The sequence below is a fragment of the Isoptericola sp. NPDC056578 genome (genome assembly GCF_042793275.1).
Taxonomy (GTDB): domain Bacteria; phylum Actinomycetota; class Actinomycetes; order Actinomycetales; family Cellulomonadaceae; genus Isoptericola.
In genome coordinates this window covers 46,619-67,174 of sequence record NZ_JBHTVC010000022.1, presented here as the reverse complement: position 1 = coordinate 67,174, position 20,556 = coordinate 46,619, and the positions used below count along the sequence as shown (strand labels likewise).

Annotated in this window: 24 protein-coding genes; 9 read left to right on the top strand and 15 right to left on the bottom strand. The window is 73.1% G+C overall.

The features are described from left to right. Position 1: 1 nt before the first annotated feature. Together ACFQ80_RS10985 and ACFQ80_RS10980 are read right to left on the bottom strand one after the other, a co-directional pair. Positions 2 to 865 (bottom strand): alpha/beta fold hydrolase, encoded by an 864-nt coding sequence (locus tag ACFQ80_RS10985; RefSeq protein WP_430563687.1) that lies wholly within the window; start codon positions 863 to 865, stop codon positions 2 to 4. 59 nt (positions 866 to 924) lie between these two features. Continuing rightward, complete coding sequence (locus ACFQ80_RS10980) at positions 925 to 1,122, bottom strand: SPOR domain-containing protein (RefSeq protein WP_430549980.1); 198 nt, start codon at positions 1,120 to 1,122, stop codon at positions 925 to 927. Between the two features lie 28 nt (positions 1,123 to 1,150). Here ACFQ80_RS10980 and ppgK point away from each other — a divergent pair, with 28 nt between their 5' ends. Beyond that, on the top strand, positions 1,151 to 1,918 hold the full coding sequence (gene ppgK / locus ACFQ80_RS10975; RefSeq protein ID WP_430549981.1) for a polyphosphate--glucose phosphotransferase: 768 nt from the start codon (positions 1,151 to 1,153) through the stop codon (positions 1,916 to 1,918). An 18-nt stretch (positions 1,919 to 1,936) separates the two neighbouring features. Here ppgK and ACFQ80_RS10970 read toward each other — a convergent pair whose 3' ends face one another. The 5 genes from ACFQ80_RS10970 to ACFQ80_RS10950 all read right to left on the bottom strand — a co-directional run bounded on the left by ACFQ80_RS10970 (position 1,937) and on the right by ACFQ80_RS10950 (position 5,833). After that, a complete protein-coding gene (locus tag ACFQ80_RS10970; protein WP_430549982.1) occupies positions 1,937 to 2,326 on the bottom strand; it encodes an STAS domain-containing protein in 390 nt (129 codons plus the stop codon). 190 nt (positions 2,327 to 2,516) lie between these two features. Then, positions 2,517 to 3,740: a hypothetical protein gene (locus tag ACFQ80_RS10965; RefSeq protein ID WP_430563686.1), complete on the bottom strand. Its 1,224-nt coding sequence runs from the start codon at positions 3,738 to 3,740 to the stop codon at positions 2,517 to 2,519. After that, positions 3,728 to 4,393: a response regulator gene (locus ACFQ80_RS10960; protein ID WP_430545157.1), complete on the bottom strand. Its 666-nt coding sequence runs from the start codon at positions 4,391 to 4,393 to the stop codon at positions 3,728 to 3,730. Before ACFQ80_RS10960 ends, ACFQ80_RS10965 begins: the two co-directional genes overlap by 13 nt. Positions 4,394 to 4,432: 39 nt before the next feature. After that, positions 4,433 to 5,374 carry a universal stress protein gene (locus tag ACFQ80_RS10955; RefSeq protein ID WP_430563685.1) on the bottom strand — a complete coding sequence of 314 codons (942 nt, stop codon included), beginning with the start codon at positions 5,372 to 5,374 and terminating at the stop codon, positions 4,433 to 4,435. A gap of 87 nt (positions 5,375 to 5,461) precedes the next feature. Continuing rightward, positions 5,462 to 5,833, bottom strand: a complete 372-nt coding sequence (locus ACFQ80_RS10950) for an STAS domain-containing protein (RefSeq protein ID WP_430563684.1) — start codon at positions 5,831 to 5,833, stop codon at positions 5,462 to 5,464. A gap of 474 nt (positions 5,834 to 6,307) precedes the next feature. Between ACFQ80_RS10950 and ACFQ80_RS10945 the strand changes: the two genes are divergently transcribed. The 7 genes from ACFQ80_RS10945 (at position 6,308) to ACFQ80_RS10915 (ending at position 14,368) form a co-directional block, all read left to right on the top strand. Further along, the gene (locus ACFQ80_RS10945; protein ID WP_430563683.1) at positions 6,308 to 7,057 is read left to right on the top strand and encodes a DUF1990 family protein; all 750 of its coding nucleotides are present in this window, start codon (positions 6,308 to 6,310) and stop codon (positions 7,055 to 7,057) included. A gap of 86 nt (positions 7,058 to 7,143) precedes the next feature. Beyond that, a complete protein-coding gene (locus ACFQ80_RS10940; protein WP_430549987.1) occupies positions 7,144 to 7,998 on the top strand; it encodes an alpha/beta fold hydrolase in 855 nt (284 codons plus the stop codon). A 129-nt stretch (positions 7,999 to 8,127) separates the two neighbouring features. Beyond that, positions 8,128 to 10,857 carry a LuxR C-terminal-related transcriptional regulator gene (locus ACFQ80_RS10935; protein ID WP_430563682.1) on the top strand — a complete coding sequence of 910 codons (2,730 nt, stop codon included), beginning with the start codon at positions 8,128 to 8,130 and terminating at the stop codon, positions 10,855 to 10,857. Positions 10,858 to 10,955: 98 nt separating this feature from the next. Beyond that, positions 10,956 to 11,780: an alpha/beta fold hydrolase gene (locus tag ACFQ80_RS10930; protein WP_430563681.1), complete on the top strand. Its 825-nt coding sequence runs from the start codon at positions 10,956 to 10,958 to the stop codon at positions 11,778 to 11,780. A gap of 13 nt (positions 11,781 to 11,793) precedes the next feature. Then, complete coding sequence (locus ACFQ80_RS10925; RefSeq protein WP_430563680.1) at positions 11,794 to 12,651, top strand: alpha/beta hydrolase; 858 nt, start codon at positions 11,794 to 11,796, stop codon at positions 12,649 to 12,651. Positions 12,652 to 12,776: 125 nt separating this feature from the next. Further along, on the top strand, positions 12,777 to 13,952 hold the full coding sequence (locus ACFQ80_RS10920) for an epoxide hydrolase family protein (RefSeq protein WP_430563679.1): 1,176 nt from the start codon (positions 12,777 to 12,779) through the stop codon (positions 13,950 to 13,952). Between the two features lie 212 nt (positions 13,953 to 14,164). After that, entirely contained in the window at positions 14,165 to 14,368 is a 204-nt protein-coding gene (locus ACFQ80_RS10915) for a hypothetical protein (RefSeq protein ID WP_430563678.1), read from the top strand. Here ACFQ80_RS10915 and ACFQ80_RS10910 read toward each other — a convergent pair. Further along, the gene (locus tag ACFQ80_RS10910; protein ID WP_430563677.1) at positions 14,365 to 14,982 is read right to left on the bottom strand and encodes a hypothetical protein; all 618 of its coding nucleotides are present in this window, start codon (positions 14,980 to 14,982) and stop codon (positions 14,365 to 14,367) included. The two genes, ACFQ80_RS10915 and ACFQ80_RS10910, sit on opposite strands and share 4 nt — an antisense overlap. Positions 14,983 to 15,047: 65 nt before the next feature. Then, complete coding sequence (locus ACFQ80_RS10905; RefSeq protein WP_430563676.1) at positions 15,048 to 15,287, bottom strand: hypothetical protein; 240 nt, start codon at positions 15,285 to 15,287, stop codon at positions 15,048 to 15,050. Positions 15,288 to 15,481: 194 nt separating this feature from the next. Here ACFQ80_RS10905 and ACFQ80_RS10900 point away from each other — a divergent pair, with 194 nt between their 5' ends. Next, the gene (locus tag ACFQ80_RS10900; protein WP_430563675.1) at positions 15,482 to 16,048 is read left to right on the top strand and encodes a hypothetical protein; all 567 of its coding nucleotides are present in this window, start codon (positions 15,482 to 15,484) and stop codon (positions 16,046 to 16,048) included. Positions 16,049 to 16,076: 28 nt separating this feature from the next. Here the strand turns inward: ACFQ80_RS10900 and ACFQ80_RS10895 are convergent, their stop codons facing one another. The 6 genes from ACFQ80_RS10895 to ACFQ80_RS10870 all read right to left on the bottom strand — a co-directional run bounded on the left by ACFQ80_RS10895 (position 16,077) and on the right by ACFQ80_RS10870 (position 20,423). Continuing rightward, positions 16,077 to 16,520, bottom strand: a complete 444-nt coding sequence (locus ACFQ80_RS10895) for a P27 family phage terminase small subunit (protein WP_430563674.1) — start codon at positions 16,518 to 16,520, stop codon at positions 16,077 to 16,079. Positions 16,521 to 16,910: 390 nt separating this feature from the next. Beyond that, entirely contained in the window at positions 16,911 to 17,786 is an 876-nt protein-coding gene (locus tag ACFQ80_RS10890; RefSeq protein WP_430563673.1) for a phage major capsid protein, read from the bottom strand. A 138-nt stretch (positions 17,787 to 17,924) separates the two neighbouring features. Next, on the bottom strand, positions 17,925 to 18,464 hold the full coding sequence (locus tag ACFQ80_RS10885) for a hypothetical protein (protein WP_430563672.1): 540 nt from the start codon (positions 18,462 to 18,464) through the stop codon (positions 17,925 to 17,927). A gap of 18 nt (positions 18,465 to 18,482) precedes the next feature. Continuing rightward, positions 18,483 to 18,920 (bottom strand): hypothetical protein, encoded by a 438-nt coding sequence (locus tag ACFQ80_RS10880; protein ID WP_430563671.1) that lies wholly within the window; start codon positions 18,918 to 18,920, stop codon positions 18,483 to 18,485. Then, positions 18,917 to 19,228, bottom strand: a complete 312-nt coding sequence (locus ACFQ80_RS10875; protein WP_430563670.1) for a WhiB family transcriptional regulator — start codon at positions 19,226 to 19,228, stop codon at positions 18,917 to 18,919. Before ACFQ80_RS10875 ends, ACFQ80_RS10880 begins: the two co-directional genes overlap by 4 nt. Before the next feature lie 37 nt (positions 19,229 to 19,265). Further along, entirely contained in the window at positions 19,266 to 20,423 is a 1,158-nt protein-coding gene (locus tag ACFQ80_RS10870) for an AAA family ATPase (protein WP_430563669.1), read from the bottom strand. Positions 20,424 to 20,556 lie beyond the last annotated feature (133 nt).

The following is a 20,556-nucleotide window of genomic DNA, read 5'->3' as shown; positions in this document are numbered from 1 at the left end:
GTCAGCCGACGCCGACGGCGTCCGCCAGGTCGAGCATCGCCGCCGCGACCCGGCCGGCGGCGGCGTCCGGGACCGCCGTCGAAGCCTCCTCGAGGACGAGCAGGCGCACGTCCGGGATCTCCCGAGCGAGGGCCTCCCCGTTCCCGACCGGGAAGAACGGGTCGCGCCGGCCGTGCACCACGAGCGCCGGGACCGCGATCTCCCCGAGGCGTTCACGCCAGCGGGGGGCGCAGTCGAGCCGGGCGAAGACCATGCCCTCCTGGTTGGCCGCGTGCAGGGCGGGCGACGTGCCGGGCGTCCGGTCCCAGACCCTCCCGGCGACCGCGCGCGCCGCGGCCGGGTCGTCCCCGAGGATCTCGGCGCCCAGGGCGGCGTGCTCGGTCACCGCGTCGCGGTCGGACCAGTCGGGCTCCGGCAGCGAGAACAGCCGCTCCATCGCCACGGCGTCGTGGTCGGGCAGGTCGTCGTCGACCGGGCCCGGCGCGACGGGTCGCGTGCCGACCAGGGTCAGCGCCGCGAACGCCTCCGGGTGGTCGAGCGCGGCGACCTGGGCGACCATCCCGCCGACACCGAGGCCCGCCAGGTGCGCGGGCCGGTCGTCGAGCTCCCGTGCGAGCGCGGCGGCGTCGGCCGCGAGGTCCCGCAGCGTGTAGGCCGGCGCCTCGGGGTCCACGGTCGTGGACGCCCCGGCGTCGCGCAGGTCGTACCGCACCACGTGACGTCCCCCGCGGGCGAGGGCCGCACAGAGCGCGTCGGGCCAGGACACCATGGTGGGGCCGCCCACGCAGAGCACCAGCGGGGCCGCCTCGTCCCCGAGGTGCTCCACGCCGTGCGCGACACCATTCGCCTCGATCGTCGTCGTCATGCCGGGTCGACCGGGGGCGGCACGCGGACTCATCGGTCCCGTCGTGCGGGGCTCCGGCGTCAGTCCTTGCCGCGCCAGTCGGCGTCCTCGCCCTCCCACTCCTCGTTGCGGCGCTGCGCCGAGTCCAGGGCGTTGCGGGCGGCCTCCCGCGTGGGGTAGGGGCCCATCCGGTGGCTCCAGCTGGAGCGGTCGCGGCTCTCCTCGACCTCACCGGTCTTGGTGTTGTACCAGTACTGCACCGGGCTTGTGTCGCTCATAGGACGATCCTGCATCAAGATGGGGCCCATGGTGGAGGCAGCGCAGCCGGTCGCGTTCGGCATCGACATCGGCGGGTCGGGCATCAAGGGGGCTCCGGTCGACCTCGCGACGGGCGAGTTCGCGGACGAACGACGCCGCATCCCCACCCCCGAGAGGTCCACCCCGGAGGCCGTGGCCGGCGTGCTCGCCGAGCTCGTCGACTCGTTCGAGCTGCCGCCGCACGTGCCGGTCGGCGTCGCCTTCCCCGCCCCGATGGACCACGGCGTCGTCCGGTTCATCGCCAACCTGCACAAGTCGTGGAAGGGCGTCGACCTGCCCGCCCTCGCGAGCGAGGCGACGGGCCGGCAGGTGACGGCCGTCAACGACGCCGATGCCGCCGGCGTCGGCGAGCAGCGGTACGGCGCCGCCCAGGGGCGCGAGGGCGTCGTCCTCGTGGTCACGCTGGGCACCGGGATCGGGTCCGCGCTGCTGGTGGACGGCCTGCTCGTGCCGAACACCGAGCTCGGGCACCTCGAGATCGACGGGCACGACGCCGAGTCGCGGGCCGCCGAGTCCGCCCGCGAGCGCCACGACCTGTCGTGGCACCAGTGGGCCGAACGGCTGCAGCGCTACTTCGAGACGGTCGAGATGCTGCTCGCCCCCGAGCTCATCGTCGTCGGCGGCGGCGTGAGCAAGCACCACGAGAAGTTCCTGCCCCTGCTGAACCTGCGCGCGCCGATCATCCCGGCCACGCTGCGCAACCGCGCGGGGATCGTCGGGGCTGCGGCCCTCGCCGCCAGCGGTCGCGACCACTGACGCTCCCGTGTCCGCCCGTCAGCCGGCCAGGCTGTGCGGCGCGGCGGGCGTCGGCGCCGTCGGGGTCGTGGGCCGGTCGAGGATGTTCGCGTCCGGGGGCACGTCGAGGTCGAGCATCCGCAGCACGTCGAGCACCGCTGCCGGCGGACGGTGCAGCGACACCCGCAGGCCCTCGTCCCGGCCGATCCGGCAGAGCTGGACGAGGAACGCGACCCCGGCGGAGTCGATGAACGTCACCCGCGACGTGTCGACGACGACGGGGAGGTCGCGCTCGAACGCCCTCGCGAGCGCCGCGCTCGCCTCGTTGCGCAGGGCGATGTCGATCTCGCCCCACATGTCCACCACGCTCACGTCGGTCCGCTCCACCAGGGCGATTCCCCCGGCCTGCGCCTCGTCGGTGAAAGTCACTGCCGCACCTTCGTCCCACGTCCTGCGTCCTCCGCGCCTCGGTCTCGAGCGCTGCGATCCGGACTCGCGACCTCGTCGTCGCGACGCCCGCAACGCTACACCTCTGCGAACCTCCGGCGGAACCTCACCAGAGACTTTCTTTACCGAGCGTTCACAGAGCGGTTCACGGGGCACCGGGGCCCGACGCCGGTCACGACGCACCGTCCCCGGCCGCGGGGTCCGCGGTGAACGGGAGCCGGAAGGCGAGCCGGCCCCCTCCGTCGGGACCGGCGCCGAGGGCGAGGGTGCCGCCGCGGTACTCGATGCGCTCGAGGTGGCGCCGCAGGCCGTGCAGCTCCGGCGCAGGGTCCGTGGGCCCCGTGCCGTCGTCGTCGACCACGGTGACGAACACCCAGCGGTCGGCGTCGGCGGTGGGCTCGGCGTCCGCACGGACGGTGACCGTCCGCGCCCGCCCGTGCCGGAGGGCGTTGGTCACCGCCTCCTCGACCGTGTAGATCACCACGAGACGCTCCGCCATCGGCATCCGCAGCCCCTCCCGGGCCACGAGGTCCCGGTAGCGGTCGCCGAGCTCGATCGACGCGTCGACCTGGGGCGGCAGCCGCCGCAGCAGGAGCTCGATCGCCTCCTGGGGGCCGAGGTCGGCGCCCGACGGGAAGACGCTGTGGCTCAGCGAGCGCACGTCCTCCTCGCGGATCTCCTCGATCGTCTCGGCCCAGTGGCGCACCTCGGCGGCACGGTCGTCGTCGCCGGCCGACGCCAGCTGCTCGGCGACGCGGTCGAGCCCCGCCGTCACCGTCACGAGGTGGAACTGCAGCGTGCCGTGCAGCTGGTCGAACACCAGCCGGCGCACCCGGATCTCCTCGTCCTGCAGCTCTTCCACGGCACGGGCTGCGCGGAGCGCCTCCTCCTCGCGGCGCTGCTGCTCCGTCCGGGCCTGGTCGACCAGCGACGCGGACAGGAGCCCGGCGGACATCCCGACGACGCCCGCGGCGAGCCCGAGCGTGCCGACGGCCGCGACGTAGGCGCCGCCGGTCGGCGTGCTGCTGATCGCGGTGAGCGCGAGCATCCGTGGCACCGAGGCCACGGCAGAGACGCCCGTGACGACGGCGAGCCGGGCAGGCCACCGGCGCGACAGCGGGCGGAAGGCGAGCGTGCCGGCGATGACGACCGCCCCGAACGCCAGGTTCACCACGAGCACGACGACGCCGTCGAGGGTCACCCCGAGAGCGCTGCGCTCGTGCGTGATCGCGGTCTGCAGCCCGCCCCAGCCGGCCCACCCGGCCACGGTCATCAGGGCGTACAGCACGAAGTTGGCCCCGGCGACGGCGACCGCGATCCGCGTCCTGTCCCGCAGCAGGACGGTCTCCGCGGCGCGCCCCCGTGCCGGGGCGACCCGCGGGCTCAGGCCCGCCACGAGCGTCCGGTCTGCTCGAGGAACGCGAGCACCGCGGCGACGCGCCGGTTGTGCTCGGTGCCGTCGACGCCCAGGCGCTGGTAGATCGACTTCAGATGGCTCTCGACCGACCGCTCGTTGATCCCGAGCCGGTCTGCCGTGGCGTGGTTCGACAGTCCCTCGGCAACGAGCCGCAGCACCCCGAACTGGGCGGGCGTCAGCGCGGAGACGGCCGACCCGGGGCGCGGCGTGGAGCGCTGCACGAGGTACGGGTCGAGCACCACCTGCCCCTGCGCCGCCGCCGCGACCGCGCGCACCAGGACGTCGCGCGCGAAGCTCGACCGCTTGGACAGGTAGCTCCACGGGCGGGTCGCCTCGCCCTGCACGGTCGTGAACAGGCCCATCACGTCCTCGCTCGACAGCAGCATGACCGCCAGGCGCGGGTCGGCCCGCTGCAGCGCCACCCCGAGCGCCACCCCGTTGCCGTCGGGCAGGTTCACGTCCAGCAGGGCGACGTCGCACGACCCGGGGGTGAAGACCAGCCTCGCCTCGGTCACGCCGGGCACCGAGTGCACCACGCGCAACGACTCCTCGGCCGACAGGGTCTGCTCGAGCATCCCCCGCATCAGGGCCTCGTCCTCGACGATGCCCACACGCGTGCGGGGAGTCACCATGCCGCCGATCGTAGGCAGGGCGCGGTCCTCCCCGCCTGGTCAGTCGCCGTCCGTGCGTCCGCCACCGGCCCGCTCGGACGCGCGCGCCGGGATCAGCACGGGGCAGTGGGACCGCCGCAGCACCGCCTGGCTCGTCGAGCCCAGCAGGAGGCCGCGGATCCCGCCTCGTCCGCGAGAGCCGACGACGAGCAGGTCCGCGGCCGCCGAGCTGTCGGCCAGGACGTCGGACGCGTGCCCCTCGACGACGTCGGCGCTCACGCTCAGGTCCGGGTGCTCCGCCCGGAGGCGCGCGACGTCCCGGTCGAGCTCCGCGCGGGCGCCGCCGAGGACCGACTCCCGGAATCCCGGGTCGAGCCAGGGTGAACCGCTCCAGCCGACGAGGGAGACCGCCCGCACGAGCTCGACGGCGGCTCCCCAGGCACGCGCCTGCACGACGGCGGCCCGCAGCGCGGCGTCCGACGACGGCGAGCCGTCCACCCCGACGACGACCTTGCCGAAGCGGTCGAGGGAGTCAGCCGCGAGGGAGCCGTCGTCGTCGGCCCGCGCCCGCCCCGGCACGACGACCGTGGGGCAGGCCGACCGCACGGGGAGGTTCGCCGAGACCGTGCCGAGCAGCCGCTCCATGAAGCCGCCGGCACCGCGCGCCCCGACGACGACCAGCCCGGACCGCGCCGACCGCTCCGCGAGCGCGGTCGTCGCGTCGGCGATGGTCACCTCGGTCGTCGCGGGCACACCGGTCGCGACCACCCGCTCGTGCGCGCGGGCCAGCAGGTCCTCGACGTACCGCTTCGCGTACAGGTCGTCGACCATCGGGACGTCGTGGGCGAAGCTGTAGCTCCCGGTGAACCCCGGCAGCGTGTAGGCGCTGAGGACGTGCAGCTCCACGCCGGCGCGGCGGGCGTAGGCGGCAGCCCAGTCGAGCGCGTGCAGGCTCTCGTCCGAGCCGTCGACCCCAACCAGGACGTGCTGCGGTGCGTTCATCTCCACCCCTCGGTGTCGTGGCCGCGAGGGCGGTGCACCCGCGGGTCGGTCGTGGTGGCCCCGCCACCGTGGTCCTCCTGCCCGGCGTCAGGCACTGGAACGGCCTGCGGAGCGCACCACCGGGAACCAGCGGTCCAGCCCGAGGAGCCCCAGCACCTCCGTGACGACGACGGCCGGGTCGAGCAGCGCCACCGGGACGCCGGCCGCGCGGCACAGGCGCACCACCCGCTCCAGCAGGGCGACGCCCGACGAGTCCATGAACGTCACGTCGTGCGTGTCGACGAGCACCGGGCGGCACCCCGCCAGCGTGTCGAGCATCGCGATCGTGGGCACGGCCTCGGCGACACATGCCGCATCCACCTCGCCGGCCATCCGCACCATCACCACCCGGCCGCGCACGGCGGCCTCGATCGTTGCGTGCGGCGCGCCGCGCGATCCTCCGGGCGGACTGCCGACCACGTCGGCTACCGAGGTGGGCGAAGCGGAACGGTTCACGGGAGGCCTCCGGTCGGGGTGTCGGACCTGTCCATCCCACTCCGGCCCGTCCACGCCGGCGCCGCCGCCTGCGTGCTACCACGCAGGCCGCCTCCGGGAACCCGGGCACGCGGCGGCCTCGTTGTCGATGACCGGGCCGGTCGCGCGCGCCGTCGCGGAACTCGTGCCAGCCTTCGCAGCTTCTGCCGCGTCGGGTGCGGCACGATGGGCGCCGTGGCCCGCGCGACACTGAACGACGGACGGTGGTTCACCGTGCGCGATGGCGCCCCACGAGCGACCACCGCGGCGGCGACGCGGGCAGCGCTCAGCGCACTGCGCAGCCGCCTGAGTCTCGTCGAGATCGATGTCCTGTCCGACCAAGAGTGGCCCTCGGCCGTGCAAGCCGCTGTCCGCGCCGCCGAGCAGCGCCTCGCCGGCGGTCGAGTTCGTAGCACGACCTTGTCGCTGGACCCCCACGTCGACGAGGACCTCGGCCTCGCGCTGGCGCTCGCGCCGTTCAGCATCGGCTGCTCGGCGCTCGATGACGGCGGGCGACTCCTGTGGGACGCGAACGACACGGGAACCAGCGCAAGCTTCCGCCTGACGCCCGCCGAGGAGGAGGTCGTGCGCTCGGCCGTGCTCTGCGCCGGGGCCGACCCCGGCGACCTGATCCTCCTGGCCACTCACCACCTGGGCCGCAAGAGCGTCGGCTACGACGTCGTGGGCGGGACGGCGCCTGCCGTCGCACGGTGGCTCCCGCCTGCCCGCTGGCGCGCGTACGAGCGCACCGTCCCCCTGGGCTCCGGTCCAGAGCTGTGGGCCGAGGCCTCGACGGCGGTCCTGTCGTGGGGCGTGAAGACCCGCAGCGGGTTCGCCGTCGACCCGCCGCTCGCCCCGGGCCGGGCGGCGCGGGCGGGCGAGCGCTCCTGGCTCGTCGCGCGGATCGGGCCCCTCCGGGTGCGCGAGCCGGTCCAGGTGGTCGAGACCGTCGTGACGGACCGCCGCGTCGCCCTCGCCTACGGCACCCTCGACGGTCATCCCGTGGCCGGCGAGGAGGCGTTCGTCGTGCACCGGGACGACGACGGGACGGTGCACCTCACGCTGCGCTCCCTCACGCGCGCGGGCCGGGGCCCGTGGCGGGCGCTGTTCCCCGCGATCCTGGTCGCCCAGAAGCTCTACCGCCGCCGGTACCTCCGCTCGCTCGTGTGAGGCCGTCGGACTACGCGCGGCGCGTGGTCCGCGACGCCTCCTTGCCCCGGAGGCTGGGATCCCCTGAACTCGTCGAAGGAGATGCCATGTCTGAGCAGTCCTCGCTGGCGATCCGGTCACGCCGCGTCGTCGCGGCCCTGATCACGGTGCTCGTCGCCGTTCTCGGTCTGGCTCCGCTCACGGCGTCGGCCGGCCCCTCGGCCGCGCCCGCGGCCGTCGCGGAAGGCCGTCCGACCGCCCCCAGACCCACCGTCGTCCTGGTCCACGGGGCGTTCGCCGACTCGAGCGGCTGGACCGTCGTCGCCGAACGGCTGCTGGACGACGGCTACCCGGTCCTGTCCTTCTCGAACCCCCTGCGCGGCGTCGCGCACGACGCGGAGTACCTGCGCCAGTTCCTCTCGACCGTGGACGGCCCGATCGTCCTGGTGGGCCACTCGTACGGCGGTGCGGTCATCACGAACGCCGCGACCGGCAACGACCAGGTGAAGTCGCTCGTGTACGTGGCCGGCTACGCGCTCGACGAGGGCGAGTCCGTCGCCGCGGCGAACGCGCTCGGCGGGGGCCACACCGACGTGATCGACCACCTCGTGCTGCGGCCCTTCCCGGGCGCCGGCGAGGGGAACGCCGACGCGTACATCGACCCCGAGTGGTACCCGCGGCTGTTCGCCCAGGACCTCCCGCGACGTCTCGCCGAGACGATGGCCGGCGCCCAGCGACCGGGTGCCCTCGCGTCGTTGGTCGAGCCGTCCGGCGAGCCCGCGTGGAGGTCCGTCCCGAGCTGGTACATCGTGGCGAAGGACGACCGCATCATCCCCCCGGAGGCGGAGCGTGCCATGGCGAAGCGCGCCGGCGCGACGACGGTGGAGATCCGCGCCTCGCACTCGGTGATGATCAGCCATCCCCTCCAGGTCCTGCGGGTCATCAAGGCGGCCGCGAGGTAGCCACGCCGGCGTCGTCCCCGCCCCTGTCCGGGCCCTGCCTGCGCCGTCCCGCGGCGCGGCAGGGCCCGGTGCGGGTGATCTTCGCGCTCGGCCGCGCAGGCGTGGGAGCGCTTCCCTATCGTGTGGCTCGTGCACGGCACCGGCGGCCTGCTCGGCCGCGAGAGCGAACAGCGAAGGGTCGCCGAGGTGGTCGGCGCGGCCCGCAACGGGCACGGCAGCGCGCTCCTGGTCCTCGGTGAGCCCGGCGTCGGGAAGACGACCCTGCTCCGTGACGCCGCGCCGGGCGCCGGGACACGGGTCCTGCGCCTCGACGGCTACGAGTCGGAGTCGTCCATGCCGTACGCGGCGGTCGAGCGCCTCACCGGAGTGCTGCGGGAGCACCTGGCCGAGATCCCGGAGCGGCAGCGCCTGAGCCTCCAGGTGGCCTCCGGCGCCGCCGACGGGCCCCCGCCGGACCGGTTCCTGGTCGGCCTCGGCGTGCTCAGCCTGCTCGCCGCCGCAAGCACCCGGGCCGGCCTGCTCTGCACCGTCGACGACGCGCACCTCCTCGACCGCGAGAGCCTCGAGTCGTTCGCGTTCGTCGCGCGCCGCCTCGGCGCCGAGCGCCTGGCGCTCGTCCTCGCCGGGCGCGAGGAGCGCGAGCTGGACGCGGTGCTGCGCGGGGTGCCGGTCCTCGCGCTCGCGGGGCTGTCGCCCGAGCCGGCAGCGGCGCTGCTGAACCGGTCCGCGGCGGGGCCGTTCACCCCGACGGCCACCGCGGCGATCGTCCGCGCGACGGAGGGCAACCCGCTGGCCCTCGTCGACCTGGCGGCCGATCCCCTGCTCCGGGAGATGACCGACCTCGGTCTCGGCCCCGAGCCGGTGCCCGTCGGGCAGCACCTGGAGGCTCACTACCTGCGCCGCGTCATGCACCTGCCGCCGGCCTCGCAGCGCTGGCTCCTGCTCGCCGCGACCGACTCCACCGGCGACCTGGAGCTGCTCGAGATCGCCGGCGCCGCCCTCGCCATCGATCCCTCCCGCCGGGAGGACGCGGAGTCGGCCGGCCTCGTGCACCTCGAACCGACGGTCGGGTTCCGGCACCCCCTCGTCCGGTCCGCGGTCTACGGGTCGGCGTCCCGGGCCGAGCGCCGGAGGGTCCACGGCGCGCTGGCGGAGGCCGCCGCGAAGCTCGGGCTCGTCGAGACCGAGGCGTGGCACGCCTCGCGCGCGGCGAGCGGGACCGACGAGACCGTCGCGGAACGCCTCGTGCGTGCTGCGGACCTCGCGGCACAGCGTGGGGGCTCGTCGTCGCGGGCCAGCATCCTCGCCCGCGCTGCCGAGCTCACACCGTCCGGTCCGGTCCGTGGCGAGCGGCTGGTCGGCGCTGCCGAGGCCGCCCTGGAGGCAGGGGCCGCCGACGTCGCCGTGCGCCTGCTCGTGGACGTCCGGGAGGCGGGCCTCGACCAGGTGACCCGCGGCCGCGCGATCCTCGTCCGTAGCGCCGCCGCCTTGTTCGTCTCCGATCCCGACGGCGTCCGGGCGTCGACCTCCGACCAGCTCCGGGCCGCCGACGAGTTCCACGGCCACGACATCGAGCGGGAGCAGCGCGCGCTGCTGCAGGCCTTCGAACGGTGCAGCAGCGCGGACCGGCTCCTGGTCGGGGTCGACATCCCGACGCTGGGGCGCCGGATCGCCGCCGGGGCGGAGACGCCCGGTCCTGCCTCCGTGATCCTGCGGGGGGTCGCCGCACTGATCCTCGAGCCGTACGAGCGCGCCGTCCGGCCGGTGCGCGAGGCCTTCGACGCGATCCTCGCGCTGCCGGACCGGGACCTGGTCCACCGGGGGACCCTGATCGCGGCGATCGGCGCCTTCCTGTGGGACGACGCCGGGCGCCGGGCGGGGCTGGAACGGGCGATGCGCGCCGCGCGGGACGGGGGCGCCCTGCAGGCGCTCGACACCCTGCTCTGGGTCGGCGCGCTGTCGGAGCTCATGGGGGGCACCGTGAGCCGCGCCCTCTCCTTCGACGCGACGGTCCGCGAGGTCCGCCGGGCGATGGGCTACGACGGCGAGAACGTCGTCAACGCGGCCGTCATGGCCTGGAGCGGCAGCCCGGAAGAGACCGTGGAGGCCGTCGGGCAGGGCGCCGCCGCCGCCGGGTGGGGCGGCGTCGAGGCGTCGGCCACCGCGGCGCTCGCGGTCCGCCACCTCGCCGAGCGCCGCTACGAACGGGCCTTCGCACGGCTCCACCCTCTCGTCGAGGATCCGTTCCTGCAGGTCACCCCGCTCCACCTCGCCGACCACGCCGAGGCGGCCGTGCGGAGCGGTCGGCCCGAGGACGCGGCGCACGCTGCCGCGGAGCTCGACGCGCGCGCGAGGGCGAACGGCTCCGCATGGTGCCGCGGCCTCGCCGAGCGCGCCCTCGCACTCGCCGGATCCGACGACGACGAGTCCCACTACGCGGCGTCGGTCGACGCACTCTCGAGCACGGGCGCGACCGTCGAGCTCGCACGCTCGCACCTCGTCTACGGCGAGTGGCTCCGACGGGCCCGACGACGGCGGGACGCCGCCGTGCACCTCCACCTCGCCCTGGACCACGCCGACCGCAGCGGCGCCACCGTCTTCCAGGGCCGGATCCGCGCCGAGCTCGAGGCGGCCGGCGGCACCGCGGGCGCGCCGGCGCCCCGGTCCGGCCAGGACCTGACGACGCAGGAACGGGCCGTCGCCACGATGGCCGCGGCCGGACGGACCAACGCCGAGATCGCGGCCCGCCTGTTCCTCAGCCCCCACACCGTCGACTACCACCTGAGAAAGGTGTTCCAGAAGCTCGGCGTCACGTCCCGGCGACAGCTCTCCGAGCGCTTCGGCCCCGTCACCCCGTAGGCCCCGCCACGGACTACGCGAACCACGTGGTCCGGGCAGGGCCGGAAGGCGGGGACCCTCGGAGCAACCCGTCCCGACCAGCGCCAGGGAGGCCCACCGTGCCCTACATCACCGCCGACGACGGTGCCGAGATCTACTACACCGACTGGGGCACCGAGGGGACGCCCGTGCTCCTCAGCCACGGGTGGCCCCTCAACTCCGACGCCTGGGCGGCCGCGGCCCTGTTCCTCGCCGAGCACGGCCACCGCGCCATCGCGCACGACCGGCGGGGGCACGGACGGTCGAGCCGCACCTGGGACGGCAACGAGATGGACACCTACGCCGACGACCTGGCGTGCCTGGTCGATGCGCTCGACCTGCGCGACCTCACCCTGGTCGGGCACTCCACCGGCGGCGGCGAGGTCGTGCGGTACGTCGCGCGCCACGGCACCGACCGCGTGGCCCGCGTCGTCCTGGTGTCCGCCGTCCCGCCCCTCATGGTGCGGACCGACGACAACCCCGACGGGCTGCCGATGGAGGTGTTCGACCAGATCCGTGCCGGCGAGCGCGCGGACCGGTCGCAGCTCTACCGGGACCTGGCCGACGGTCCGTTCTTCGGGCACAACCGCCGCGGCGACGTCGACCAGGGCTTCCGCGACGCCTTCTGGCTCCAGAGCATGGCCTGCGGTCACCGCGCGGCGTACGAGTGCATCGCGGCGTTCTCCGCGACGGACTTCCGGCCCGACCTGGCCGCGATCGACGTCCCGGCCCTGGTGATCCATGGCGACGACGACCAGATCGTGCCCTACGACGTCGGAGGCAAGCGGTCGGTCGAGCTCATCGCCGACGCCCGCCTCCTGACCTATCCGGGCAGCGGCCACGCCCTGCCCGACACCGACCGCGACCGGCTGCACGCGGACCTGCTGGCGTTCATCGACTCCTGAGAGGGCCCCACCCATGACTGACATCAGCGACACGAGCGACGCGACCGAGAGCAGCGCGCCCGACACCGTCGTCCTCGTCCACGGCCTCTGGATGACCCCCCGCAGCTGGGAGGGCTGGGTCCGGCACTATCAGGAGAAGGGCCTCACGGTCGTGACGCCCGCGTACCCCGGGTTCGAGATCGAGGTCGAGGCCCTCCGCGAGAACCCGCAGGTCATCGCGGACCTGACCGTCCCCGAGACCGTCGAGCACCTCGCCGGCGTCATCACCGCCCTGGACCGGCCGCCGATCATCATGGGCCACTCCTTCGGCGGCCTCCTCACCCAGATGCTGCTGGCCCGGGGCCTCGGCGCCGCGGGCGTGGTCATCGACTCGGCCCCGACCGAGGGCGTCCGGGTCACCCCGCCGTCCCAGGCGAGGTCGATCTTCCCGGCGCTCAAGAACCCCGCGAACCGCCACCGTGCGGTCGGGTTCACGCCCGAGGAGTTCCACTACGCGTTCACCAACACCCTCTCGGAGGAGGAGTCCCGGGCGGTGTGGGAGCGCTACGCGATCCCGGCGCCCGGACGCTGGGTGTGGGACTACGGCCTGATCGCCAACTTCAAGCCCGGGCACCAGGAGACCTGGGTGGACTTCAGCACCGACCGGGCGCCCCTGCTGTTCATCGCCGGCGGGCAGGACCACATCATGCCGGCGTCGGTGAACCGGTCGAACGCCAAGCACTGGGAGAAGTCCTCGGCGCTCACCGAGTACTACGAGTTCGAGGACCGCGACCACTGGACCTGCGGAGCGCCGGGCTGGGAGCAGGTGGCCGACCACGCCCTCGCCTGGGCCCTCGAGCACGCGCAGGGGACCGAGCGGGCCACGGCCTGACGCCGGACGCGCGGGCGGACGCGCCGGGGGGGCGATCCACCCCCCCGGTGTGTCAGGGCCGCTTGGTAGAACCGTGAGGTCGGCTCCCGACGGCGGAGCCGGCTTCGCGACGACCAGGAGCCCCCATGCCCCACCTGTCCAGCGACGTCCAGGCGTTCGAGTCCCGCGCCACCGACGCCGACCTCGACGACCTGCGCGCACGGCTCGCCGCGGCACGGCTGCCGGAGACCGAGACGGTCCGCCGCCCCGCGCCCGACCCGCGCCGGTGGGACCAGGGGGTCCCCCTGGCCGACCTCGTGGACGTCGTCGACCACTGGCGCACCGGGTACGACTGGCGGAAGTTCGAGAGGCGCCTCGAGGAGATCGGCCAGTTCCGCACGACCGTCGACGGCCTGGGCATCCACTTCCTGCACCGCCCGTCGCCGCGCGCGGACGCCACTCCGCTGGCCCTGACCCACGGCTGGCCGGGCAGCGTCGCCGAGTTCGTGGACGTGGTGGACGAGCTGGCCGATCCGACGGACCCCGGCGCGCCGGCGTTCCACGTCGTCGTCCCGTCGCTGCCCGGTTTCGGCTACAGCGACAGACCGGCCGTCACCGGATGGGGCGTCGAGAAGACCGCGGCCGCGTGGGTGGAGCTGATGGGACGGCTCGGCTACGACGAGTTCCTCGCCCACGGCGGCGACTGGGGCGGCAACGTCACGGCGGTCCTCGGCGGGAGGTTCCCCGCGCACGTGCTCGGCATCCACACCACGCTCGCCCTGCCACCGCCCGGGATGACGACGGACGGCCTGACGGCGCAGGAGCGCCGGCACGCCGAGGAGACCCGTGACTTCTGGCTCCACCACCGGGCGTACGCGACGCAGCAGGCGACCCGGCCACAGACCATCGGGTACTCGCTCGTCGACTCGCCCGTCGGCCTGCTCGCCTGGATCCTCGACAAGTTCGCCGAGTGGTCCGACACCGAGGACAGCCCGTTCGAGACGATCTCCCGGGACAGGATCCTCGACGACGTCACCCTGTACTGGCTGACCCGGACCGGCGCCTCGGCGGCCCGCATCTACGCCGAGAGTCCCGGCTCCCTGGACCCCGACCTGCACGTGGACGTCCCCTGCGCCCTCACCATGTACCCCGGCGACATCGAGTCGCGTACCCCGCGCGCCTGGGCCGAGCAGCGCTACCGGCGCATCGTCCGGTGGACCGAGCCGGAGCGCGGCGGGCACTTCCCGTCGCTGGAGGTCCCCGACTTCTTCGTCACGGACCTGCAGGACGGCCTCGCGGCCGTGCTGGCCGCGAGCAGATGAGTGCGGACGAGCCGGTCTGTACGCCGGGTTCTTTCCGGTCACCATGTCGCTAGATGCTGCTAGGGCTCAAACCGTTGGAATCTCGCGGATCTCTAGCTCTCGCTCCGTTGGATCTACAGTGTTCTAGACGGTCCAGATCGGCTCTCGTGAGACCGAATCAAGTCCGAATCAAGACCGCGCCCGACCGTTCAGCGCCACCGTAGGAGACCACCGTGACCACCTTCGCCACCGTCGACCTCGCACGCGACGACGTGCGTCTCGACGACCTGATCGGACGGCGCGCCGTGTTCACGACGTACGAAGGAGACCGTCTCGTCGGCGCCGTCGAGCGCGCTCGTGACGGTCTGCACATCGTCTTCGACGACGGGCGTCACGGTCACGTCGGCGTCGCTGCGACGCTCGACGTCGAGATCTAGTTCTCGGCCTCGCCGTGCAGTTCCTGGCGGATGAGCGTCAGCAACTCGTCGGTCGCCTTCTCCAGTTGTGTGACGACCGTCTGAAGGTGCTCGACGTCATCGCGCAGCGTCTCGCTCGCTGCCAGCCTGTCGAAGGCACGGGATACGAGATTGCAGACGAAGAGCACTGACTCTGTCTGTTCGCGGACGGGCTCGGCTCCATACAGGGTGACGGCGTCCCTCGCGTCGAACAGCTTGTTGTTCGCGATCTCGAAGAGGATGCGATCCTCGTTCACAAGGTCGATGACCCAACCCTCAAGGTCGTCAACTTCGGACGGCGGGTTGTGAACGTCCAGATCTGCGAGTGCGTCTACAAGCTCACGACGCGCGGCCTCAAGATCTCCGTACGTCTCACGTACCGCATCGGCGATCTGCTCTCGGGCCGCCCGGCGCATCTCGTTCTTGTGGCGAGTGTTCTCGGCCCGGATGAGATTCTTCCCGGTGCGCCAGTTGGTGTAGACGACACCGGCAAGCGCGAGCAGAGAGACCGCTAACGGGACCCAGATCGACGTCCCGGAAGTGCCCGCCATGTTCTCGACGACGACGTGGACGGGCGACGGCGACGGAACGGCCATGGTCGCGAACCTAGTCGCGCACATGGGTCGTGGCGGCAACCAACCCGGGTGAAGTTGCCCAACTTTTAGTCCGACGGGGGCGCCCACGTCCCATCGAGCTGCTCGACGTACCCGGCTTCTCGCAGCAGCGCCTCGGCTTGCCGCAGGCGGTAGGCGTAGGCGTCAGCGGCGAGCCGTTGCTGTTCGTGTAGACGACGCTGCTCGTGTAGGTCGCTCATGACCTCGCGCAGATCGCGGCCGGTTCCTCCGGTGCGGGTGACCTTGACCGTCTTCGGGGTGACCTTGACGGTCTTCTTCTCGGGCATGGGCTCGACCGTTCTCTCGGAGGTGGGGAACGGGACCCGGAGCGCCTCGACGCTGCGCTACTCCGGATCCAGCCATGCCATGCCGCGACGGTGCGCCGAGACCGCCAGCCTAGAGGCGAACGGTAGGCCGCGCTAGGTCAGAATCACCCGTCGATCATGTTCCGCGGCGCTCGGCGGCGTGGGACCTTGCCTGTATGGCTTGGAGCGACTGGACGGGTGCGATCGGCGTGGTGAGCGGCGTCGCGGTCACCAGCGTCTTCGGGCTCATCACGGTCAGGCTCACGCATCGATGGCAGCGACGCTTGCGCAGCGATGAGAGGCGCCAGGCGCGCGGCGACCTTCGGCGCGACGCCTACGCGGCGTTCCTCATCCAGACCCAGAAGATGATCGACGACGTCTCAGCGTGGATGGACAGCACCGGCTCGGCCCTCGCTCCGCCCGATCGGGTCGCAGCCTTCGCTCGCGATCTCGGTACGTGCTCACACGAGCGGGACTCCTGCGAGCGGCGGGCGAAACTTGTCGCCGGATCGGAAGTGCGACGGGCAATCGGTGCGTACGGCGAATGGTTCCGCGGTGCGTGCGCAGAGGCGGTCAGGGAAGAGCAGCCGGGATTCAGCGTCTGGGAGAAGCACGAGAACAAGGTGTTCGACGCCATGGCTGTAGAACTAGACGCGGACATGACGGTTCCCGAAGAGCAACCGTCGTGGATTCGCAGATCCTGGCGGCGGCTCCTGCGGCGACCTGCCTCCGTCCCGGCATGACCGTCACGACGTCGTCCGCCGGGCGTGCCTAGACCGGGCTTGAGCCGCTCCCAGAGACGATCAGGCGCCGTCGTGGACGATCGGGCGTCGTCCCGTTCTTCTTCATCCAGCGCGCCTCGGCGGCGTGCTTCGCACGTAGCGACGCCGGCGTCGGCACCTTCTCGTCGACGTCGTCGGCGTCGTCGAGATCGAGCGCACCGATCAGCCGGTTGAGCGCGAGCCTCTGCCCCCTGATCTCCGTGATCGCCGGGTGCAGGCGCTGCTGCCCCGCGCTGCCCTCGACCGTGAGCCCGTCGGCGCGCACCTGCGCGTCGAGCTGGTCGATGAGGTCCAGCGTCTTGCAGATCTCGGCGAGCAGCACGAGCTCCGACGGGCCGAGCTCGTTGTCGGCGAGGATGTCCCGCCAGTACCTGCGGCCTCGGGAGCCGAGCCCGGGCGGGACGGGCGTCTTCTTCGTCGTCTCGGTCTTCATGACCTTCCGGAATTTCGAAGTCTCGGCAGTGCTCGTGGTCGGAGCGACCTCACCGGCGGTCTAGGCCGTCGCACGGTGGGGTCCCCCGGTGGGGGGCGGGGCCGGCCGCGCCGAGAGGGGCTCGAAACGCGACCGGCCCGGTCTTTCACGCGAGCAGCCAGGGATTCACGGCCGCCTCATGTCCGTCACGCGTACGGACCCAGACCTGCCCGGTCCCCAGCGGCGGGCGCACCTTCTCCCACACGGGCGCACCGTCGGCGTCCCGCGTCGGTCGCCACCCTGGCGAGACGGGCCGACGCGTCGCCGTCCCGTTCGTCGCGGGCATCGTGGTGCGCGTCGTCGCGGTCGTCGTCGCGGTCGTGCTCGTGACGCTCTTCGTGTTGCTCACGATCACGAGCCGCTCGTCGAGCCGACCGTGAGCTTCACGACGCGGTCGGGACGAACCACGTTCTGGCCGAACCTCCACGTCGCGCGGAGCGCGATCCCGTCGCTGGTGAAGAAGACATGCTCGGATGTCGCGACGAGAACCTGTCCGACCGCGGACACGACGGCGCTGCGGTCGTAGATCATCAGACCCGCGTCGGGCATCGCAGCCGTGACGATCACGGGAACGCCGAGCAGATAGCGCTCCGCGTCCTGCGTGCCGGCGCCGAGCAGGCTCGCGTTCGAGTCGGTCCCGGCCTTTAGCTTCCGCAGACCAGACCACGCGAGCGGCGACGCGAGGATCGTCGTCGCGATCCCTCCCGCGGTCTCCACGGTGGCGACGGCGTCGGCTAGCGCGTCCAGGCTCCCGGACACCGCGCCGCCGTCGACGATGCCCGGGACGTTGAGCAGCCCGGCGGGCGGCGTGGTCTTCCCGGATGCCGGTGCCGGCTGCGCCAGGAAGACGGCGTTCGCCTTGGTGGTGACGGCCCGCTGGACGGAGGTGGCGAGGTTGGTCGCCGTCCCGTTCTGCACGTAGAGCTCGCGGCTCAGGTGGACCAACGTGGCGACCTTGCCGGTCGCGATCTCGACCTCGTCGAGCGCCGGGTCCGCCTCGGGGATCTCCGTGCCCTCCGCCACGAAGTCGGCCTCGGCATCGTCGACATAGGCGACGCGGACGACGGGCTCGTCACCCTCGATAGAGCCGAGCACGGTGGAGGCGAGCAGCGGGAGCGAGTCGGGCACGACGTCGCCCGGGTCGAAGACGAAGATGTCGGGCGCCCACGCCTTCGCAGACGTGACGGTGGTTTCCACGGCCATGATGACCGCCTTCCTGGCGGTCATCGCGGACATGCGCGAGGCCGCCGAACAGGACATGAAAGATGTCCGTCCGGCGGCCCCTGGCCGTTCCGGGCGAGCCCCACGGGGGCCGCGTGAGCGCGGGACCGGCCGCAGACCGGAAACCGGCGCTCACCTGCCAGATTACGAGATCCGGCCGCTCGCGTCACGCGGCGCGAACGCCTTCGCGAACGGCTCCTTCTCCGCGACCGTCGCGTCGACACCCTGCGACGGATCGGAACGCGGGACACGCGGGCGCCGCGCGAGCCCGAGGTCGGCCTGTGCCTGCTTCACGGCGTCGGCCACCTTCTCGGGATCGACCTGGCCGTCGTCGTCGAGCACGTCGTCGAGCGTCGTCCCGGCCGCCCAGATCGCCGAGCCGCTGACGATCCGCTCGCCGGCGATCCGTTCGACCTCGGCGCGCTGCATCGCCGTGACGCGCTCGGCGAGCTGGTCGCGCTCGGCCTCTGCGGCACGGAGCCGGGTTCGGTAGCGCGCGGCCTCGCGGTCCGGGCGCCCGTCGCCCTGGTCGGGCTCGGGGTCGTCTGGGCGATTCTGGGCGTCCGTAGCGTCGTCCGTGCCCTGGTCAGCGCCCCGAGTCTCCGGGGCGTCCTGGGGACGCTGCGGCGAGTCCTGGGCGGGCGTCTGGGCGTCGGGGCGGGTCGTGTCGGTTGTCGTGGTCATGGTGATCTCCTTCTGGGACTAGTCCGAGACGTCGCCGGTGTCGACGACATCGATGTTCGGGATCTCCCCGGGCGTGACGCCCGCCGCGCGGACCTCGGCGAGCGTGAAGCTCGGGCGCTCCATCGGTTCGGGAGCCCACGAGGTCGACGGCTCAACGCCCACGGGCATGCCGTCCGGGTCGAGCATCACGGCGCCCGGCTGAGACACGGTCACGACGTGCCCAACCCGGGCGTTCAGGTCGAGCAGGTCGTCGCGGGTGAGCGGCCGGGCCGGCACGGCGTCGGGCGGTGGCGCGTCCGGCAGGGGCCAGGTCGGCGGGTCGAGCCCGGGCGGCACGGGGCCGGGCTCGAACGTGTCGCACGAGCACGACCTGCACGGGCCATTGCCGGTCGGCCCGTGGACGTGCCGCCCGTGCGAGCACTTGCAGTAAAAGGTGCTGCTCTTGTCGGTCGTCATGATGCTTCCCTTCGTCGGTCGGCCTCGGTCGTGCCGCCGAGCACGCCGAGCTCCTGCGAGTGGAGCCGGGCGTACGTGTGGCACTCCGCGAGCACGGGGCACCGGGAGCACTCTCGGGCGGCGGCGGCCTGGGTCTTCGTATCGGTCGCCGTCCATGCCGCCGTGACTGTCAGCGAGCCGTCCCTGCACGGGACCGACGAGCCGCTGCGCTCGGCCGCGATGACAACCTGCAACAGAGCCTCGTGATCGGCGCGGAGGTTCTCGCCGCGGCCGGGGACGACCGTCCCGCGGCCGGGCCGGGCGGTCACGGTGGCCCTCCGATCTCGTCGGTCGTCGACAGGTTGGTCATGGGGCAGATACCTCCCTCTCGTCGGCTTCGGTCCCGCACAAGGGAGCAGGCAAGGGAGCAAGGGAGCGGCTTCCCGGAGACTGCTCCCTTGCTCCCTTGGGCGCTCCCTTGGGGGCGAGCGTCCAGACCCAGCCCTTGCCGATTCCGGCGGTCGCGGACCTGACGCCGGCCTTCTTCTTCGACCGCTTGAGCTGGTCGATCGACCATCCGGCGATCCGGCCGGCCTTCTGGATGTCGTCCGGCCGGGCCTCGCCGCCGGCGGTCATGAGGTAGTCAGCAAGCCACTCCGCGCACTGGTCCCGCTCGCTGCGCTCGTCGTCGTCGATCGGCCCGCGCAGCAGCTCCGTCGCGGTCATCCCGTCGACGGGCTCGGGCTCCCAGACCACACGGGCGCAGTCCGTCTCCGGGTCGGACACGAGCCGGTAAGCCAGGGCCGGGGCCTCAGCAGCGAGGTTCGACTTCGTCACGGCGAGGATGCGCCGGTCGATGTCGTCCGGGTCGCGGGCGACGAGGAACGCAGCCCGGGCGGCTCCGACGATTCCGATGCTCCCGCCGCCGCGGTACAGCGCGTTCCCGCCGCCGGCCTTGTTGAGGTGACGGATCAGCACGACCGTCGCGCCGGTGTCCTCCGCCATCGTGGCGAGCTGGTGCAGAACGCCTCGGACGTCCTGGTCCCGGTGCGAGTCCACGGTGCCGTTGAGATAGGCCATCAAGACGTCGACCACGACGAGGCGCACGCCGTACGCGTCGACGATCTCGCGCATGACGCCGATGTCCCTCGGCAGCGACGGCGGTACTTGCCGCACGTCGCCGTCGCCGTCGACGACCTCGATCCCGAGCAGGGCATGCACGCGCCGACGGTCTGCGCCGGCAGCGACGAGCCTCGGCGAGATCGTGTCGGCGAGGCCATCTTCCGCGGAGAGCAGCAGGACGTCACCCTTCCCGCACGGCGCGCTGTCCGGCCAGGGCGCGCCGGTCGAGACGTGGGCCGCCAGGTCGAGAGCAAGCGTCGACTTCCCGGTGCTCGGGTCCCCGTCGATGACGACGAGCTTCCCGGCGGGCAGCCGGCCCGGCCAGAGCCACGCGACCCGCTCGGGAAGGACGTCGGCCAGGGTGACGAGCCCCGTCCGGTGCATCTGTCCGTTGCTGGTCACGAGGCATCTCCGATCAGCCGGTCACGGGTGCAGTCGTCCGGGCCGCAGGACGCGCCCCGTCGCTCGGAGATCGAGAGCGAGCCGCAGCACCAGGGCGCATCGACCGGCTGCTTGTGAGGGAAAAGGTCGACGT

Bases quoted from the DNA above. Each gene is read 5' to 3' on its own strand.
- ACFQ80_RS10985 (WP_430563687.1), bottom strand. From the start codon at position 865: ATGACGACGACGATCGAGGCGAATGGTGTCGCGCACGGCGTGGAGCAC.
- ACFQ80_RS10980 (WP_430549980.1), bottom strand. From the start codon at position 1,122: ATGAGCGACACAAGCCCGGTGCAGTACTGGTACAACACCAAGACCGGT.
- ppgK (WP_430549981.1), top strand. From the start codon at position 1,151: ATGGTGGAGGCAGCGCAGCCGGTCGCGTTCGGCATCGACATCGGCGGG.
- ACFQ80_RS10960 (WP_430545157.1), bottom strand. From the start codon at position 4,393: ATGGTGACTCCCCGCACGCGTGTGGGCATCGTCGAGGACGAGGCCCTG.
- ACFQ80_RS10955 (WP_430563685.1), bottom strand. From the start codon at position 5,374: ATGAACGCACCGCAGCACGTCCTGGTTGGGGTCGACGGCTCGGACGAG.
- ACFQ80_RS10940 (WP_430549987.1), top strand. From the start codon at position 7,144: ATGTCTGAGCAGTCCTCGCTGGCGATCCGGTCACGCCGCGTCGTCGCG.
- ACFQ80_RS10925 (WP_430563680.1), top strand. From the start codon at position 11,794: ATGACTGACATCAGCGACACGAGCGACGCGACCGAGAGCAGCGCGCCC.
- ACFQ80_RS10920 (WP_430563679.1), top strand. From the start codon at position 12,777: ATGCCCCACCTGTCCAGCGACGTCCAGGCGTTCGAGTCCCGCGCCACC.
- ACFQ80_RS10910 (WP_430563677.1), bottom strand. From the start codon at position 14,982: ATGGCCGTTCCGTCGCCGTCGCCCGTCCACGTCGTCGTCGAGAACATG.
- ACFQ80_RS10905 (WP_430563676.1), bottom strand. From the start codon at position 15,287: ATGCCCGAGAAGAAGACCGTCAAGGTCACCCCGAAGACGGTCAAGGTC.
- ACFQ80_RS10900 (WP_430563675.1), top strand. From the start codon at position 15,482: ATGGCTTGGAGCGACTGGACGGGTGCGATCGGCGTGGTGAGCGGCGTC.
- ACFQ80_RS10895 (WP_430563674.1), bottom strand. From the start codon at position 16,520: ATGAAGACCGAGACGACGAAGAAGACGCCCGTCCCGCCCGGGCTCGGC.
- ACFQ80_RS10890 (WP_430563673.1), bottom strand. From the start codon at position 17,786: ATGACCGCCAGGAAGGCGGTCATCATGGCCGTGGAAACCACCGTCACG.
- ACFQ80_RS10885 (WP_430563672.1), bottom strand. From the start codon at position 18,464: ATGACCACGACAACCGACACGACCCGCCCCGACGCCCAGACGCCCGCC.
- ACFQ80_RS10880 (WP_430563671.1), bottom strand. From the start codon at position 18,920: ATGACGACCGACAAGAGCAGCACCTTTTACTGCAAGTGCTCGCACGGG.